Here is a 16,527-nt window from a genome sequence, read left to right as displayed (position 1 = left end):
TAAAACAACATATTTATCGCATTAAAGTTGCTACCAAACTGCAATTTTAGCAAGCAGGGGCGAATTTAGACGCTTGGATCAGCGCGTTTGCATTCACACCAATTTGCCAAAATTTGCGGTTTGAAGGTTAGTTTTTTGGCGACATCCGAAAAACACGCCCCCCGTCCTCAGCAATGAACCAAATCGATCCATCTGGTGCTTCGCGAATGTCGCGCACACGGGCTGTTTCGCGTCCTTTTATTTGCTCTTTTTCCGTCAAAGTTGAACCAGAAAGCCTTGAAATATAATCAAACTTCAAACTCCCGACAAAGAAATGTCCTTTCCAACGTGGCCACAGCTTGCCGGAATAGATCAACAATCCAGAGGGTGCGATTGATGGATCCCAGTAATGGCTGGGTTGCTGCATGCCGGGTTTTCTGGTGCCGTCGCCGATTTTAAAACCGGAATAGTGGGTTCCATAGGAAATCACTGGCCAGCCATAATTTGCGCCTTTCTGGATGCGATTGACCTCGTCTCCTCCCTTGGCGCCATGCTCGGTAACCCATAACTTACCTGATCGATCCAGCGTCGCGCCTTGTGGATTTCTGTGCCCGTAGGACCAGATTTCCGGCAAGGCCCCGTCAGTTTTCAGGAATGGATTGTTCTTGGGAATTGCGCCGTCCCGGGTAATGCGAATGACCTTTCCTTTGTGCGAAGCCAGGTTCTGCGCCTGATCGCGGTCCGCCCGCTCTCCCAGAGTCACAAACAACGTGCCATCCCGGGCCTCAACAATACGACTTCCATAGTGCCGACCACCTGAGACACCTGTGTTCATTTCAAAAATGACGGTCTGATTGGTCAGACGATCTGACCCGGCATTGAGCGTAGCACGCATGACAGCTGTCCCCGTTCCCCCCTTCAAACGCTTGGCAAAACTAAAGAAAACCTCCCGACTATGCGCAAAGTCCCGGGGCACCATCACATCCAGCAAACCACCTTGCCCTTTGCTGTGAATATCTGGCAATCCCGAAATTCTGAACTTGGCACCCTGATCGTCAACGCGCCAAAGCCGTCCTTCGCGTTCGGAAATCAAAAAGCCACCGTCCGGAAGAAACCCTATCGCCCAAGGGGTTGCCAAACCATCAGCCATGACCTCAAGTCGGGCGCTACCTTGTGATGTCTCCAGAGTCTGGGCTTGGGCGATGCTCAGCTGTACCCCCAGAACAAGACCAACAAACAGACGAAGGATCATGGTTGATTTCTCCATTTTGGATTAGTGACTGGCAATTTAGCACGAAGATCACCATTTTCCGGCCTTTCCTGGCGGCAATTCCCGTTTCCCCCCCCTTTTCTTTTGAAAAAACCCCGAATAGGGTCTGGGCTGGACAGAAAAATAAACTGACTAGGGAGATAACAATGAAAAAACTAATGATGGCGACTGCTGCCACCGCTTTGCTGGCTGGCGCCGCATCCGCTGAAGATATCAAACTGGGTGTGATCATGGGCTTTACCGGCCCGATTGAATCGCTGACCCCTGCCATGGCTGCCGGTAGCGAATACGCCATGAAAGAAGTGTCCGACTCGGGCAAGCTCTTGGGTGGCGCGACCGTGTCTTCGGTGCGCGGTGACTCGACCTGTATCGATGCGGCGGCTGCCTCTGCTGCGGCGGAACGTCTGATCACCTCTGAAGGTGTCAAAGGCATCGTTGGGGCGGACTGTTCTGGTGTGACCGGTGCCATTCTGGCAAACGTCGCCGTGCCAAACGGCATGGTCATGATTTCGCCTTCGGCCACCTCTCCGGCATTGTCGGCCGCTGAAGACAACGGCATGTTCTTCCGCACATCGCCTTCGGACGCCCGTCAGGGTCAGGTTCTGGCAGATGTGTTGATGGAGCAGGGCTTTAAATCGGCTGCGATCACCTACACCAACAACGACTATGGTAAAGGTCTGGCTGACAGCATCGCCAGCGCATACGCGGCGGCCGGTGGTGAAGTCACCGCAACATTCGCACACGAAGATGGCAAAGCCGACTACTCGGCCGAAGTTGCCTCATTGGCATCTGCAGGTGGCGATATCCTGATCGTAGCCGGTTATGTCGACCAAGGTGGCCCCGGTGTCATCCGCGCTGCTTTGGACACAGGTGCATTTGACACGTTCGCCCTGCCAGATGGTATGATCGGTGGTGCGCTGGAAGAGGCATTCGGCGACGAGATCGAAGGTTCGATCGGCACGGTTCCGGGTTCGGAAAGCGCCAACACGACAATGATCGTCGAAGCGATTTCTTCGGAAACAGTTGATGCATCTGGCCCCTACATTGGTGAAAGCTATGACGCCGCGGCGCTGATCATGCTGGCCATGCAAGCCGCGGGTTCGAGCAACCCTGGCGACTACGCTGGTAAAATCATGGACGTCGCAAACGCACCGGGCGAGAAAATCAACACTGGCGAGCTGGCCAAGGGTCTCGAAATCCTCGCGGCTGGCGGCGAAATCGACTATGTTGGCGCAACCGCGGTTGAGCTGATCGGTGGTGGTGAAGCGGCCGGGGGCTATCGTGAGATCGTCATCAAAGGCGGCAAAATCACAACCGCGAAGTATCGTTAATCGATCCACTTTGATTAAAATTGAACAGCCCGGGTTTTCCCGGGCTGTTTCAACATCTAAAAGGGCGTAAAAAAAACGCCAACACGGGGGATAGCATATGATCGTCGTTCAGGACGTTCACAAGCATTTTGGCGGTTTTCATGCCGTCGACGGAGCCACCCTATCGATTGAGCCCGGCTCGATCACCGGGTTGATTGGCCCAAATGGTGCGGGAAAAACAACTCTTTTCAACGTGATTGCGGGCGTTCTTAAGCCAACGTCAGGTACGGTCACAATGGATGGTGAAGACATCACCGGATTGCCGCCACACGAGTTGTTTCACAAAGGTCTGCTGCGAACTTTTCAGATCGCGCATGAATTTTCTTCGATGACCTGCCGTGAAAACCTGATGATGGTGCCCGGTGCGCAATCGGGTGAAACCCTGTGGAACACATGGTTCGGACGCAAACGCATCGCCGACGAAGAGCGTGCTTTGCGTGCCAAGGCTGATGAAGTGCTTGAATTTCTGACGGTTGAGCATCTCGCCGATCACAAAGCGGGTCAGGTCTCGGGCGGACAGAAAAAACTGCTGGAGCTGGGCCGCACGATGATGGTCGACGCCAAGATCGTGTTTCTGGACGAGGTTGGCGCCGGGGTGAACCGAACCCTGCTCAACACCATCGGCGACGCAATTTTGCGCCTCAATAAAGAGCGCGACTATACCTTTGTGGTGATCGAGCATGACATGGATTTCATTGGGAAAATCTGTGACCCGGTGATCTGCATGGCCGAGGGCAAAGTACTGGCCGAAGGGACATTGGCAGAGATCAAAGCCAATGAGCAGGTGATCGAAGCCTATCTCGGTACCGGGCTGAAAAACAAGGACATGATGGAAGCCTAAACGGCGTGCCCCGGCACCCGAAACCTTCCATACGCGCGCTGGCGGCACCATTCCAATGGACTGGCCGACGTCAAAGACAAGAACAGGAGAGAGCATGAGCTTTCTGAACGGACAAAACATGACCGGAGGATACGGCAAAGGGCCGGATATCCTGCATGACTGCACAGTCGCGGTCGACAAAGGCGAAATTGCCGTGATTGTCGGGCCAAACGGTGCTGGCAAATCAACTGCGATGAAGGCGGTGTTTGGGATGCTCAATGTGCATTCCGGGGTCGTGACGCTGGATGGCGAGGACATCACCAAACTGAGCCCACAGGCACGTGTACAAAAGGGTATGGGGTTTGTGCCGCAGACCAGCAATATCTTTACATCTATGACGGTGGAAGAAAACCTTGAGATGGGTGCCTTCATCCGCACTGATGATTTCAGCGATACCATGGCGCAGGTGTATGATCTGTTCCCGATCCTGAAAGACAAACGCCATCAGCATGCCGGTGAGCTATCCGGTGGACAACGCCAACAGGTTGCGGTGGGCCGCGCCTTGATGACCCAACCCAAAGTCCTGATGCTGGATGAGCCAACCGCCGGTGTATCACCTATTGTGATGGACGAGCTGTTTGATCGTATCATTGAAGTCAGCCGCACAGGCATCCCGATCCTGATGGTCGAACAAAATGCGCGCCAAGCTCTTGAAATCGCAGACAAAGGCTATGTTCTTGTGCAGGGTGCAAATGCCTATACGGGCACCGGCAAGGAACTGTTGGCCGACCCCGAAGTCCGCAAATCGTTCTTGGGAGGGTAATCTATGCGACTGACCATTTCAGCCATTGCAGTCATGCTTACACCGGTAGCGGCCCAAGCCATCGTCGTGACGCCCTATCGCGAAATTTCTTTGCAGTGCCAGTCCGTGCAGACATGCCAGACCAATGGCACCTGCGCAGTCGATACATCGAGAAAAGTGGTACTTAGCTTTGAAGAAGCGGTCTATCGGTCCTCGTATGCGCCGTTTACACCAAAGCGCGAAGCCTGGCCCCGAGCGGTGGTTGTGACTGGCCGCGGCGAAGTCACCTCTAAGGTGAATACGACGTATCGAACATTGTCAAAGGTTCTGGGCGCGGACGCTGTCTGGCGCAAAGCCAATTTTGAAGAACGCGTTGAAGGGTGGTTCGGACCAGAATTGCCAGTGGCCCGTAAGGCCGGAAGCCCCGCAGCCGAACCTTCCTATCAAATATTTCAAACCCAGACGCAAAAATTGGAAACACCCACTGTTTTCAAGACCAAAGCCCGGTCTGTGATCGAATACAAATGCAAAGAGATGCGATGATGAGCCTGCAAACTCGCGTTTTCACGCGACCGAACACGTTTTTCCCCTTCCAAACTCCGAGAGTTAAAACATGATAGACTTTCTAAACGGTCTCGTGGCCCTCTCAAACTTTGTGCTGATCCCGGCGATTGCTTACGGCAGCCAACTTGCCTTGGGCGCGCTGGGCGTCACGCTGATCTACGGTATCCTGCGGTTCTCGAACTTTGCGCACGGTGACACGATGGCCTTTGGCGCCATGGTCACAGTACTTGTGACCTGGTGGTTGCAGGGAATGGGGGTAAGCCTTGGGCCTCTTCCCACGGCACTACTCGCGCTGCCAGTCGCCATTGTCGCAACCATGGCCTTGGTGCTGTTCACGGATAGGATGGTCTACAAATTCTACCGGGAGCAAAAGGCCAAGCCGGTGATCCTTGTGATCGTGTCGATGGGGGTCATGTTCATCATGAATGGCCTTGTGCGGTTTATCATTGGTGTGAATGATCAGAGATTCTCGGATGGTGAGCGGTTCATCGTTTCAGTACGTGAATTCAAACAAATGACCGGCTTGCGCGAAGGCCTGGCGATCAAGACCACCCAAGGCATCACGGTGATCGTGGCCGTGGTCTGTGTGGCCTTGTTGTTCTGGTTCCTGAACCGAACCCGTACCGGGAAATCCATGCGTGCCTACTCAGATAACGAAGATCTGGCGCTGCTTTCGGGCATCAACCCGGAACGGGTTGTGATGTACACTTGGATGATTGTGGCCGCTTTGGCAACCATCGCGGGCACGCTTTATGGGCTGGATAAATCCTTCAAGCCGTTTGTTTACTTCATGCTGCTACTGCCGATCTTTGCCTCGGCCATTGTTGGCGGGTTGGGCAATCCGCTTGGCGCTATTGCCGGTGGTTACATTATCGCCTTTTCCGAGGTGACGATTACCTACGCCTGGAAGAAAGTTCTGAAATACTGGTTGCCGGAATCACTTGAACCCGACAGCCTCGTGCAGCTTTTGTCCACTGATTACAAATTCGCGGTGAGCTTTGTGATCCTGATTGTGGTCTTGTTGTTCAAGCCCACAGGTATCTTCAAGGGGAAATCCGTATGACCTATTCCTTGAGAACGTCTTTGTTGTTCCTGCTCATGGCCTCGCTGATTCTGGGCGAAGGGTTGTTGGTGTCGTGGAACTCGGCCCTTGGTATCCTGAACTTTGGCTTGATCTCGGCCATTCTGGCACTGGGCGTAAACTTACAGTGGGGCTTTGCCGGTCTGTTTAATGTCGGTGTTATGGGGTTTGTGGCCCTTGGCGGTCTGGCCGTGGTGCTGACATCGACCCAGCCCATTGGTGAAGCATGGTCCGCTGGTGGTGGGCGCATGATCTTGGCACTTGTGACTGGGGCGGCAACCATTGTTGTCGCTGTTATCGCCAACAATCGCTTGCGTGGTCGTGCGCGTGCCGCTGCCATTGTTGCGATCCTGATCGTTGGTTTTGTTCTGTACCGGTTCATTTTTGACCCGGCCGCACAGGCAATTGAGGCTGTGAACCCCGCTGCAACCGGATACCTCGGCGGGCTTGGCTTGCCGGTGTTGATGGCCTGGCCAATTGGCGGCCTGTTGGCCGCTGGGGCTGCCTGGCTTGTGGGTAAAACGGCCTTGGGCCTGCGCTCGGATTATCTGGCTATTGCAACACTGGGTATTGCGGAAATCATCATCGCGGTAATGAAAAACGAAGACTGGCTGGCGAGAGGCGTGAAAAACGTGTCCGGCCTGCCCCGCCCGATGCCATACGAAATCGACTTGCAGAAAAGCGAAAGCTTTGTGGCCTCCGCTCAGTCTCTTGGTATTGACCCGGTCACCGCGTCGACGCTTTACGTGAAGCTGGGTTATTCACTTTTGTTCTCGGCCGTGCTGATCCTGATCCTTGTCGCCGCTCAACTGGCGTTGCACAGCCCATGGGGCCGCATGATGCGCGCCATTCGTGACAACGAGGTGGCGGCTGAAGCCATGGGCAAACACGTCACCAAACGTCACTTGCAAATCTTTGTGCTGGGTTCGGCTGTGTGCGGTATTGCCGGTGCGATGATGACCACGCTGGATGGACAACTGACTCCGGGCAGCTATCAGCCCTTGCGCTATACCTTCCTGATCTGGGTGATGGTGATTGTTGGTGGGTCCGGCAATAACCTGGGCGCGGTTCTGGGCGGATTTCTGATCTACTTCCTCTACACCAAGGTAGAGGTCTGGGGCCCGGACCTGATGCAACTGGTGACCTCTGGCATGGCGGATGACAGTTCCCTGAAAGAGCATCTGATCGCCAGTGCAGCTCACATGCGTTTGCTGACCATGGGCGTGATCCTGTTGATGGTCCTGAGGTTCAGTCCAAGGGGGCTGATCCCAGAGAAGTAGCAAAAAAGGGCGTCCTAACGGGGCGCCCTTTCTTTTTGTGATCTTGGGTCCGGGCATCACCGCCCTTTGAACAGCCCACCCAAAATACCACGCACAAGTCGCCGCCCTGTGGTGCCGCTGAGTTCTTTCATAACCATTTTGCCCATGGCTTCGCCAAAACTGTCGTTGCGCGATGATCGCCGCGAGGGCCGTGATGTGCGCGAACTGGAGCGTTTAACACGCGTGCCTGAATACCGGCGCCCGGCGCTGTATTCGCGTTCTGCAGTGCTCATCTCTTCTTCGCGCTCTTCAGCAGCCGCAGCTTCGGAGGCAGCCTTTTCCGAGCGCTGTTTCAGGATTTCATAGGCTGACCGACGATCTTGCAGGTTTTCATATTTCCCTGCCACCGGAGATGTATTGATAACCTGTTTTCGCAAAGCCGGGTCAATTGGACCAAGCTTGGACGACGGCGGGCGGATCAAAGTTCGCTCAACAATGCCGGGCACACCTTTTTTCAAAAGCATCGAGGTCACGGCCTCGCCCACGCCGACCTCTCGGATGGCTTGTTCTGTGGAAAACCTTGGGTTTTCGCGGTAGGTTTCTGCCGCCATGCGAAGCTGCTTGCGATCGCGCGCGGTAAAGGCCCGCAACGCATGTTGGATACGGTTGCCCAATTGGCCCAGAACATCTTCGGGCACATCCGCGGGATTTTGCGTAATAAAGTAGATGCCGACGCCTTTGGATCGGATCAGACGCGCCACCTGTTCGACCTTGTCGACCAAGGCCTTGGGGGCCCCATCAAACAGCAGATGCGCCTCATCAAAGAAAAACACCAGTTTGGGTTTGTCCGGGTCGCCAACCTCGGGCAGCTCTTCGAACAATTCAGACAACAACCACAAAAGGAACGTCGCATAGAGCCGCGGTGCGCTCATCAATTTATCCGAGGCCAGAATATTGATCCGCCCGCGTCCGTCAGGTTCCGTGCGCATAATGTCAGAAAGCTCAAGCGCAGGCTCACCAAACAGTTTGGCACCACCCTGGTTTTCAAGAATCAAAAGACGGCGTTGAATGGCCCCGACTGAGGCCACTGAAATCGCGCCATAGCGCAGGGCAAGCTCTTGACGGTTTTCGCCAACCCAGACCAAGAGCGCCTGCAAATCCTTGAGGTCCAACAGTGGCAAACCCTGCTCGTCCGCCAGTCGGAAGGCAATATTCAGAATGCCCTCTTGCGCGTCACTCAGCTCCATCAGGCGCGAAAGCAATAAGGGACCCATTTCGGCCACTGTGGTGCGCACAGGGTGGCCCTGATCGCCAAACAAATCCCAAAAAGTCACTGGGAAGCTTTCATAGGTGTAATCGTCAAAACCAATCTTGGTGGCACGGTCCGAAAAAGCCTGATGCAGTTTGAAAGCTTCGCTGCCTGCCTCTGCCAGCCCGGATAAATCACCTTTGACATCCGACAGAAAAACCGGAACGCCCGCATTGGAGAACCCTTCTGCGAGAATCTGCAAGGTCACGGTTTTGCCTGTACCCGTCGCGCCCGCAACCAGCCCATGGCGGTTCGCGTATTTCAGGGTCAGCCCTTGTTTGGTGGCATAGTCTTCACCACCCCCACCAATGAAAATCGAGTTTTCCAAACAGCCAAATCCTTTTCAAAAACGCACCAGAACAAGATCAAAATACATTCTTAACCAATCTCTGCCAGTGTTGATTGTATTAGATCGGATCAAAGGGTTCGAACAGACAGACTTCCTCCCTGTCGAATTGGGCCGTTGCGTATTGCACGGCCCATTTTTCGTGTAAAAACAAAACGCAAAGAGCGTATTTTTCCTGTTGACGGGTGCGACATTTCTTCATAACGTTCCCTCAATGAATAAGTCGGCCAGTCCGACGGGGAGTAAAATGGAAAAGAGGCCTTCGGGCCTCTTTTCTTTTTTTGACCTATCTGTCTGGCCCGACAGCAATATTTTGCTACCAATCTTCAGAAACTGACCAGCCTCAATGACAACCTTTAAAAGGCATGGTAAGTCGGATCGTGAATCGAGAATTTTAGGGATGGACCCCACTATGTACAAATTTCGTCATCTTATTGCAGCCGCATCTGTCATGCTGCTTGCCGCGCCTCTTTCGGCTCAGGTGGGTTCCTTGTCAGACGGCTCGCTGCTGAACACTCAGCCCAGCACTTCTGAGGGTGTCGCCAGCGGTGATGACACCACATCGGAAATTATCGGGGATTGGGATCTACAGTGCGCCAGAACCGGCCCTGAACCACGTCCATGCCGGATGTATCAGCTGCTGAAAGACAACAATGGCAACTCAATTGCCGAAGTCACCGTATACCGTCTTCCCGCCGGCGCTCCGGCGGCTGCAGGAGCCACATTTGTTGTGCCTTTGCAGACCTTGCTGCCACAACAGCTGACACTGGCTCTGGACGGTGTCCCTGCCAACCGCATTCCTTATGCCTATTGTCTGCAAATCGGATGTCTGGCCCGCATGGGGCTTTCGGCGCTTGAGGCTGAAGCATACAAAGGCGGCAACAATGTCACCGTGTCATTGGTTCCTGCTTTGGCGCCAGATCAGGTCGTGACTGTGAACATGTCGCTCAAAGGTTTCAAAGAAGCCTATGAAAAGTCGAACCCCGTTCCAAACTAAGCGGCCAAACGAGTGAACAAAATGAAAGCCGCCTTTCGGGGCGGCTTTTTCTATTGGCTCAGACCTTGCGCAGCGCCAATACAGCGTTGAGACCGCCAAAGGCAAAGGCGTTGGACAAAACCACGTCGACCTTGGCATCACGGGCCTCATTGGGCACCACATCCAACGCGCATTCGGGGTCGGGCTCTTCGTAACTGATGGTCGGCGCAATCACCCCTTCGCGCAGCGCCATAATGCAAGCAAGAAGTTCCACAGCCCCTGTGCCACCAATAAGATGGCCATGCATGGATTTCGTCGATGAGATCATCAGATTGTCCGCATGAGGACCAAACACATCTGCCACAGCAGCGCATTCGGTTTTATCGTTGGCGGCTGTGCCAGTGCCGTGCGCATTGATATAGCCCACTTCTTCCGGGTTCACTTTGGCATCCGCCAAAGCTCCCGAGATCGCCCGCGCGGCCCCTTGTTTGGAAGGCATCACAATATCGGACGCATCCGACGTCATCGCAAATCCGACGACCTCGGCCAGAATATCCGCACCACGTGCACGAGCGTGATCATAATCTTCAAACACAAACACCCCTGCACCTTCGCCCTGAACCATGCCATTGCGATTGGCACTGAACGGGCGGCAGGCATCTTTGGACATCACGCGCAGACCTTCCCATGCCTTCACGCCGCCAAAGCACAGCATGGATTCAGACCCGCCCGTCACCATCACGGGCGCCATCCCCGTGCGCACCAGCTGAAACGCCTGGCTCATCGCATGGTTTGAGGATGCACAGGCTGTCGCCACAGTAAAGCTGGGCCCTTTAAGGTTGAATTCCATACTCAGATGGCTGGCAGCGGCATTGTTCATCAATTTGGGCACCACAAACGGGTGCACGCGGTTTTTGCCGTCTTCATAAACCGATCGGTAGTTTTCATCCAAAGTCTGCATACCACCACCCGACGTTCCCAGAACAACGCCGGACTTTGCCGCCATCTCGCCAGAGAACTCGAGCCCGGATTGTTTGATCGCCTGACGCGCTGCCACCAGCGCAAACTGGGTAAAGCGGTCATAAAGGGCAATTTGCTGGCGGTTAAAGCGGGCTTCCGCTTCGAACCCATGCACCTGCCCGCCGATCTTGATCGTGAGCCGGTCTACATCGCGCATCTCAAGCGGACCAATCCCACATCGGCCGTCTTTCATTGCGGCAAACGTATCTTCCACGTTTTGGCCCAGGGCATTGATGGTCCCTGCCCCTGTGATGACGACGCGTTTCATGACATTGGGCCCCTTAAGCGTGCCGTGTTAGGATTGCTCTGCAACCAGTTTTTCGATCCCAGCAATAATGCTTGTGACAGAAGAGATATCAAAATCGCTTTCGGTGGGATCATTGGCATTGAAGGGCACCGAGATATCAAAGGCTTCTTCAATCGCAAAAATGCTCTCAACCAGACCAAGACTGTCGATGCCCAGGTCTTCAAGCGTGCTTTCCATGGTGACGTCCGAAGGCTCCAGCACAGCCTGTTCGGCGATGATCTCGATGACCTTGTCCTTGACGCTCATGTTGTAATCCTTTCGACAGGTTTGGCTGTCATTTAGTCCTTCGTGTCCGGCTTGGAAATGGTTTTCTGCAGCTTCGCGACATCTGCGATCAGGCGCGGCAGGCGGCGTAGCCCTTTATACATCTCCAGGTGAGTCTCCATTTTGACAGCCGGAGAGCCCAGAACCACGCGACCGGCCGGTACTTTGGACATCATTTTGGTGGCCCCGCCAGCAATTACATTGTCGCCCACGGTCGTATTGTCCGTTACGCCACACTGACCGCCCATGACGACGTTTTTACCAATCACGGTTGACCCGGCGATACCACATTGCCCGGCAAGGATCGTGTTGTCACCAATCACCACATTGTGGGCGATATGGACCAGATTATCCATTTTTACGCCATTGCCGATCCGGGTGTCGCGAATTGTACCACAGTCGATACAGGTGTTTGCGCCCAATTCGACATCATCGCCAATGGTCACGGACCCAAGGCTGTGAATACGGGTCCATTCTTGCGATTTTACGTCGCCCTGATCCCCTAGGGTTTCACGGGCTGCTTCGACACCAGACTTTTCCGGAGTCACAAAGGAAAATCCGTCTGACGCGACACGAACCCCCGGTTGTGCAATGAACCGCGCGCCAATTGTTGCGCGGGCGCCAATCGAAACCATTTCCCGCAAATAGGCATTTGCGCCGAGGGTCGCGTCGGCGCCTACCGAACACTGTGGCCCAATAATGCTGTTGGCGCCAATTTTAGCTCGGGCACCAATCACCACGAGCGGGCCAATCGCAACGTTTTCGCCAATCTCGGCGGTCGGATCAATCACCGCAGAAGCATGAATACCCGCTCCAAAATGCTGACCGGGATCCATCAGTGCAGACAGGCCAGACAGGCCATATCGGCCTCGTGGGGATTCAATCGCTGCTTCCAGACCCAACTCCTGCCAGTCAGCCCCCGGCCAGAGCATCGCTGCACGCGCAGAACCTTGCGCAAGCCCACCCGCAAATTTAGGGTTCGTCAACAACGCAAGATCATTTGCACCTGCCATTGCCGGTTCTGTCACCCGTTCAACAATGAGATCGGTATTCCCAAAGGCCTCGGCCCCGATGGCGTCGGCAATCTGCTGGATCGAATAAACCATAATTCCCCCGCGAGTTGCGAGAAATACTTAGCCCTGAACCGACCGCAAGACCACCCCTTCATTGGCCATTGCCTTCCAGATCTTAGCGTCGCGTCCATAGACGTCGCGTCGGTACTGCACCGGACCTTTGGCATTGGTGAAAGCGGTGCGGTAAATGATGTGCACCGGAATTTGTTTTTCCAGATCAACCTGCGTTTCGCGTCCGGTTTTCAGATGCTTGTGAAACACGCCCTTGGGGTCGTCTTCCTGTGCGGCCAAAAGCGTATAGGCAAAATCAAACGGCTGCTGCAAACGAATGCACCCATGGCTGAAAGCGCGGCTTTCGCGGGAAAACAGGCTTTTGGACGGGGTGTCGTGCAGATAGATATTGTGTTTGTTGGGAAAGATGAACTTAACCAGTCCCAAAGCGTTGCGCGTGCCAGGTGCCTGTTTTATATCAAACGGAAAACTGCGCGCTGAAAACTGGGTAAAGTCAACATCGGCACGGTTTACGACCCGACCGCTACCATCAATCACCTTAAGATAGCTGACCGCATTCGGGTTGCGTTGCAGCATCGGCAGATATTCCTTGGTCGCAATAGAACGTGGTACATTCCACGTTGGATTGATGACCATGTGCTCCATCACATCCGAAAACTCCGGGCTGCGGCGGTCATGTTGGTTTTTCCCCACCACCGAACGGGTCTTGAAGGTTACCTTGCCATCATCGACAACACGGGCATGAAAGTCTGTCAGATTTACCAATATATGGCGTTCGCCACGGCCTTCAGGCAGGTTCAGCCAGCGTTCCCGCTCCATTGCCACAATGACCGATTGCAAGCGCTGCGTAGCCGGGCGATTGATCTCGGTGATCGTCGCACCACCGGCAACTCCGTCCGCTTCAAGGCCATGATCCAGTTGAAATGCCTGAACCGCCTTTTGTAAGGGCGCATCAAAGCTGCGGCTTGCACTGCGGTTCAGGTACCCCAACGCGATCAGGCGATTGCGCATCGCCACAACGGCTGTACCAGTGTCACCGGGCTTGAGTTTCTTAGCCTGAACATTTGGGCCCCATCCGCCCTGAGAAGCCACGCGTTCCAAACGCATTTTTTCTTTCATCAGGCGAAGATAATCTGCGCTCTGTGGTGGCAGCGCGCGGAAATAGATTTTTGCTTCCGACGTTTTTTCCAACCCGGTCAAATAGGATTTGCGATCCCGCAAGGGTGCTTTGCGTTGGATGCCGCCGTCCAGTGACGCGGGAACAAACATTCCGGTCTGAATATCACGTGCATACGCCAGATAGGATTTGCTCATTTCAACTTCGAGAATGCCCAAGTCACGCGGGCTACGGGCCTCTGCCATTTGTTGAAACAGCAGGTCAAATTTGTAGCGATCCGTCGGAAGACCGTGGTCATCAGCGTCCTGAAGGGCCGCCATTAAGGCTTTGCGTCGGTCAAGCCCTTTGGGGCCTTCAACGGTCCAAATCGGCTGATATCCGTTTTCGCGATAGAACGCAGCGATATCGTCATCTCGCGCTGCAGTCTCTGCAACAGCCTGCTTAAAGGCTGTCACTTGTGCCTGAGCTGGCGTTGTCAGAGGCGCGGCCAGCAAAAGTCCGCAGAGTCCAGCGACCCCAAGAATTCGTTTAACTGAAAAGTAAGGACGCATCATCTAGTCTAACTCCGTCCGAAAAAATAACGTTTCCCCTTTTTTCCCGGAAAACCATGCCCTGTCTATTCACAAATGCTTTAGATGCAACATTCCCGAGACCCATGATGCGGTCAGGGCGCAGTTTCTTGGCTCATCGGGCACACATTTCGGCTTTCAGCATAATTACGCCTAAATCTCTTGATAATTTGATGCGTGACAAAACAGCACTTGGTCGGCGATTCGATATGTGGCATACATTGCGCACACTTGGGGATGGTAACAAAAAACCCGCAGAAATCGCGGATGAGGTAGCGACGGGACAGGCGCTTAGACTATGACCGAATCCAGCTCTTTGAGCATGACACGGCGCGGACTTCTGCGCGCCTTCGCGGCAACCACTCTAGTGGCAGCGCCAACTTTTTCCAATGCAGCAGGCTTTTTGCGCGGTTCTGGTGATATTCGCCGTATCCGCATGTATTCAGGCCGCACAGGCGAACGTCTGGACACGATCTATTGGATCGAAGGCGACTATATCAAAGACGCCGTCAAAGAAATTCACAAATTCATGCGCGACTGGCGCACTGATGGCGTGAAAGAAATTGATCTGCGCACCATCGACATCATGGCCGCGTCACACAACATGATGGATGTGAGCGAACCCTATATGCTGTTGTCGGGCTACCGCAGCCCGCAGACCAATGCCATGCTGCGGTCACGATCACGCGGTGTCGCCAAGAACTCTCTGCACATGAAGGGACAAGCCGCCGATTTGCGTTTGGCCTCACGGTCCGTCAGCCAGATGGCACGCGCCGCGTCAGCCTGTCGTGCAGGCGGTGTTGGCCGGTATTCGGGATCAAATTTTGTACATATGGATTGCGGCCCGGTGCGCACCTGGGGTCGCTAACTCCTTATCCAACAAGCATTTCAACGAAACCGGCCCTGTCTTAGGCCGGTTTTTTTATGTCGCATCCGTGCAAAGCGTGAACAGCCGCTGCAAGTCAGTCGCGGATAGTTTGTCAAACTGACCTGATAGTTGTTCAATTTCATTGGCTCGGCTTGACCCCAGCACCGGATCAGCCAGCAAATGAAACTTCGAAGAGATTTCAGCGTCACTTAACGGCAAATCTGCATCCCCTCGCGGCGTGCGGGGGATATCCTCAATACGCCGACCACCTTTCAGAACCAAGGTCACCTGAGCCCACCGTTTGTGGCGGCTGATTTCGGTGAAATGGTCATCGTCAATCAGTTTGGTCGCCCGACTTATCCGTAGAATATCCGGATCCCTCAACGCCTCCGGCGTCAGTTCGGCCACACCAACCTGACCCCGCACAATCATTGCCGCCACTGGAAACGCAATCGCATAAGTAAACTCATCGAGGTTGGCGGGTTCCTGACCCGCGAGACGGGTCGCATAGTGGAAGGTGCGTATCTCAACGCTCTTGATCATATCATGGGTCAAGCCATGTTCCGCAATCAGATAGGATACGGAATCGATCGCTGCATGGGACCACCGGCAACAAGGATAGGCTTTGTAGTGGGTGTAATCAGTGATCCGCCACCCCTGACCCAAATCCTGCCAAAAGGTTTCCGACCCGGCCCCTTCACAAGTCAGCGCCGGCGCACCGGTAAAGCCTTCGGATGCGAGATAGGCTGCCGTCACTCCCGAAGGCGCGCCCCAGCCAACACCGTCCCGAACATTGGTGGGGAAATCAATGCAACGCATCATTTGACTGCGTGGCCCATGATACTCGCCAATTCCTGCAGCATGGCGAATGGCCTCGGGGTCACAATTCAACATGCGTGCCCCGGAGGTCGCAATGCCAACGGAAGTCCATGCACCCGAGGTATGATAATCCTCACAAGTGGCGTGTTGGGTTTCCCCTGCGCGGTAGCAAACTTCATAGGCAACGGCCAAATATGTGGCAAACTCAGCGCCGGACATCGGTTTGCCCCGCGACTGTGCCATCGCGATCAGCGCGGGAAAAACGGCTGAGCCTGCGTGCCCCTGACACGGAGTTACCCCGTCGTGTGCATCAATACTATCGACCAGAAAGGCCCCCGCCATCGCCGCGCCCGCCGGGCTCACTGAACGGCCATCCATTAACATGCGCGAACTGCCTGCTGTTCCGGTGCCAAACACTGCCAATGCCGCTTTGCGTGCCAGGCCGGACATCGAAGTGGTACTGCCAACAGCCGCAACTCCCATCGTATCGGTAAAGCTACGCCGTAAAATGGCCAGCACATCTTGTGGAATATCGGTGTAGGTCAGATTGGCTGCAAACTGGTCAAACGTCACGGTCATGCCGGTATCCTTGTACTGTTTGTCAGCACGTGAACCGAATTCTTTGAGTCGGGCAAGCCGCCTTGACCGCCGCAGCGCGGCAATTCGTAGGAATACCCACTTCGGTCCGCATCACGTTTGCCA

The 16,527-nt window shown here is 54.5% G+C and carries 15 protein-coding genes; 8 read left to right on the top strand and 7 right to left on the bottom strand.

Features of this window, described 5'->3' with window-relative positions; genetic code table 11:
• Window positions 1-127: 127 nt before the first annotated feature.
• Window positions 128-1,231, bottom strand: a complete 1,104-nt coding sequence (locus BUC32_RS15450; RefSeq protein ID WP_073254920.1) for a PQQ-dependent sugar dehydrogenase — start codon at window positions 1,229-1,231, stop codon at window positions 128-130.
• A 164-nt stretch (window positions 1,232-1,395) separates the two neighbouring features.
• On the opposite strand from BUC32_RS15450, the gene BUC32_RS15445 reads away from it, so the two are divergent.
• The 6 genes from BUC32_RS15445 (at window position 1,396) to BUC32_RS15420 (ending at window position 7,166) form a co-directional block, all read left to right on the top strand.
• Window positions 1,396-2,580, top strand: a complete 1,185-nt coding sequence (locus BUC32_RS15445; protein WP_073254848.1) for an ABC transporter substrate-binding protein — start codon at window positions 1,396-1,398, stop codon at window positions 2,578-2,580.
• Between the two features lie 97 nt (window positions 2,581-2,677).
• A complete protein-coding gene (locus BUC32_RS15440; RefSeq protein WP_073254845.1) occupies window positions 2,678-3,460 on the top strand; it encodes an ABC transporter ATP-binding protein in 783 nt (260 codons plus the stop codon).
• A gap of 55 nt (window positions 3,461-3,515) precedes the next feature.
• Window positions 3,516-4,262 (top strand): ABC transporter ATP-binding protein, encoded by a 747-nt coding sequence (locus BUC32_RS15435; RefSeq protein WP_407695252.1) that lies wholly within the window; start codon window positions 3,516-3,518, stop codon window positions 4,260-4,262.
• A 3-nt stretch (window positions 4,263-4,265) separates the two neighbouring features.
• Window positions 4,266-4,784, top strand: coding sequence for a hypothetical protein (locus tag BUC32_RS15430; protein WP_073254839.1), 519 nt, complete (start codon window positions 4,266-4,268; stop codon window positions 4,782-4,784).
• Between the two features lie 73 nt (window positions 4,785-4,857).
• On the top strand, window positions 4,858-5,868 hold the full coding sequence (locus BUC32_RS15425; protein WP_073254913.1) for a branched-chain amino acid ABC transporter permease: 1,011 nt from the start codon (window positions 4,858-4,860) through the stop codon (window positions 5,866-5,868).
• Window positions 5,865-7,166: a branched-chain amino acid ABC transporter permease gene (locus tag BUC32_RS15420; protein WP_175556951.1), complete on the top strand. Its 1,302-nt coding sequence runs from the start codon at window positions 5,865-5,867 to the stop codon at window positions 7,164-7,166. The genes BUC32_RS15425 and BUC32_RS15420 overlap by 4 nt, the downstream gene beginning before the upstream one ends.
• 56 nt (window positions 7,167-7,222) lie before the next feature.
• Here the strand turns inward: BUC32_RS15420 and BUC32_RS15415 are convergent, their stop codons facing one another.
• Complete coding sequence (locus tag BUC32_RS15415; protein ID WP_073254836.1) at window positions 7,223-8,782, bottom strand: helicase HerA-like domain-containing protein; 1,560 nt, start codon at window positions 8,780-8,782, stop codon at window positions 7,223-7,225.
• Between the two features lie 430 nt (window positions 8,783-9,212).
• Here BUC32_RS15415 and BUC32_RS15405 point away from each other — a divergent pair, with 430 nt between their 5' ends.
• The gene (locus BUC32_RS15405) at window positions 9,213-9,797 is read left to right on the top strand and encodes an invasion associated locus B family protein (RefSeq protein ID WP_175556950.1); all 585 of its coding nucleotides are present in this window, start codon (window positions 9,213-9,215) and stop codon (window positions 9,795-9,797) included.
• Between the two features lie 58 nt (window positions 9,798-9,855).
• Here BUC32_RS15405 and BUC32_RS15400 read toward each other — a convergent pair whose 3' ends face one another.
• From BUC32_RS15400 to BUC32_RS15385, 4 genes are read right to left on the bottom strand one after another with little or no spacing between them, the layout of a single operon-like run.
• Window positions 9,856-11,064 (bottom strand): beta-ketoacyl-[acyl-carrier-protein] synthase family protein, encoded by a 1,209-nt coding sequence (locus BUC32_RS15400; RefSeq protein ID WP_073254827.1) that lies wholly within the window; start codon window positions 11,062-11,064, stop codon window positions 9,856-9,858.
• A gap of 27 nt (window positions 11,065-11,091) precedes the next feature.
• Window positions 11,092-11,349, bottom strand: coding sequence for an acyl carrier protein (locus BUC32_RS15395; protein WP_073254824.1), 258 nt, complete (start codon window positions 11,347-11,349; stop codon window positions 11,092-11,094).
• A 32-nt stretch (window positions 11,350-11,381) separates the two neighbouring features.
• The gene (lpxD, locus tag BUC32_RS15390) at window positions 11,382-12,473 is read right to left on the bottom strand and encodes a UDP-3-O-(3-hydroxymyristoyl)glucosamine N-acyltransferase (protein ID WP_073254821.1); all 1,092 of its coding nucleotides are present in this window, start codon (window positions 12,471-12,473) and stop codon (window positions 11,382-11,384) included.
• Window positions 12,474-12,500: 27 nt separating this feature from the next.
• Window positions 12,501-14,123 (bottom strand): L,D-transpeptidase family protein, encoded by a 1,623-nt coding sequence (locus BUC32_RS15385; RefSeq protein ID WP_139280750.1) that lies wholly within the window; start codon window positions 14,121-14,123, stop codon window positions 12,501-12,503.
• A 313-nt stretch (window positions 14,124-14,436) separates the two neighbouring features.
• Here BUC32_RS15385 and BUC32_RS15380 point away from each other — a divergent pair, with 313 nt between their 5' ends.
• A complete protein-coding gene (locus BUC32_RS15380; RefSeq protein WP_073254818.1) occupies window positions 14,437-15,006 on the top strand; it encodes a YcbK family protein in 570 nt (189 codons plus the stop codon).
• Window positions 15,007-15,060: 54 nt separating this feature from the next.
• Here BUC32_RS15380 and BUC32_RS15375 read toward each other — a convergent pair whose 3' ends face one another.
• Complete coding sequence (locus BUC32_RS15375) at window positions 15,061-16,404, bottom strand: MmgE/PrpD family protein (protein WP_073254815.1); 1,344 nt, start codon at window positions 16,402-16,404, stop codon at window positions 15,061-15,063.
• Window positions 16,405-16,527: the final 123 nt, after the last annotated feature.

Source organism: Shimia gijangensis, assembly GCF_900142085.1.
Taxonomy (GTDB): Bacteria; Pseudomonadota; Alphaproteobacteria; order Rhodobacterales; family Rhodobacteraceae; genus Shimia; species Shimia gijangensis.
The sequence above is the reverse complement of the archived record's forward strand: the minus strand, read 5'-3'. Positions and strand labels throughout refer to the sequence as shown.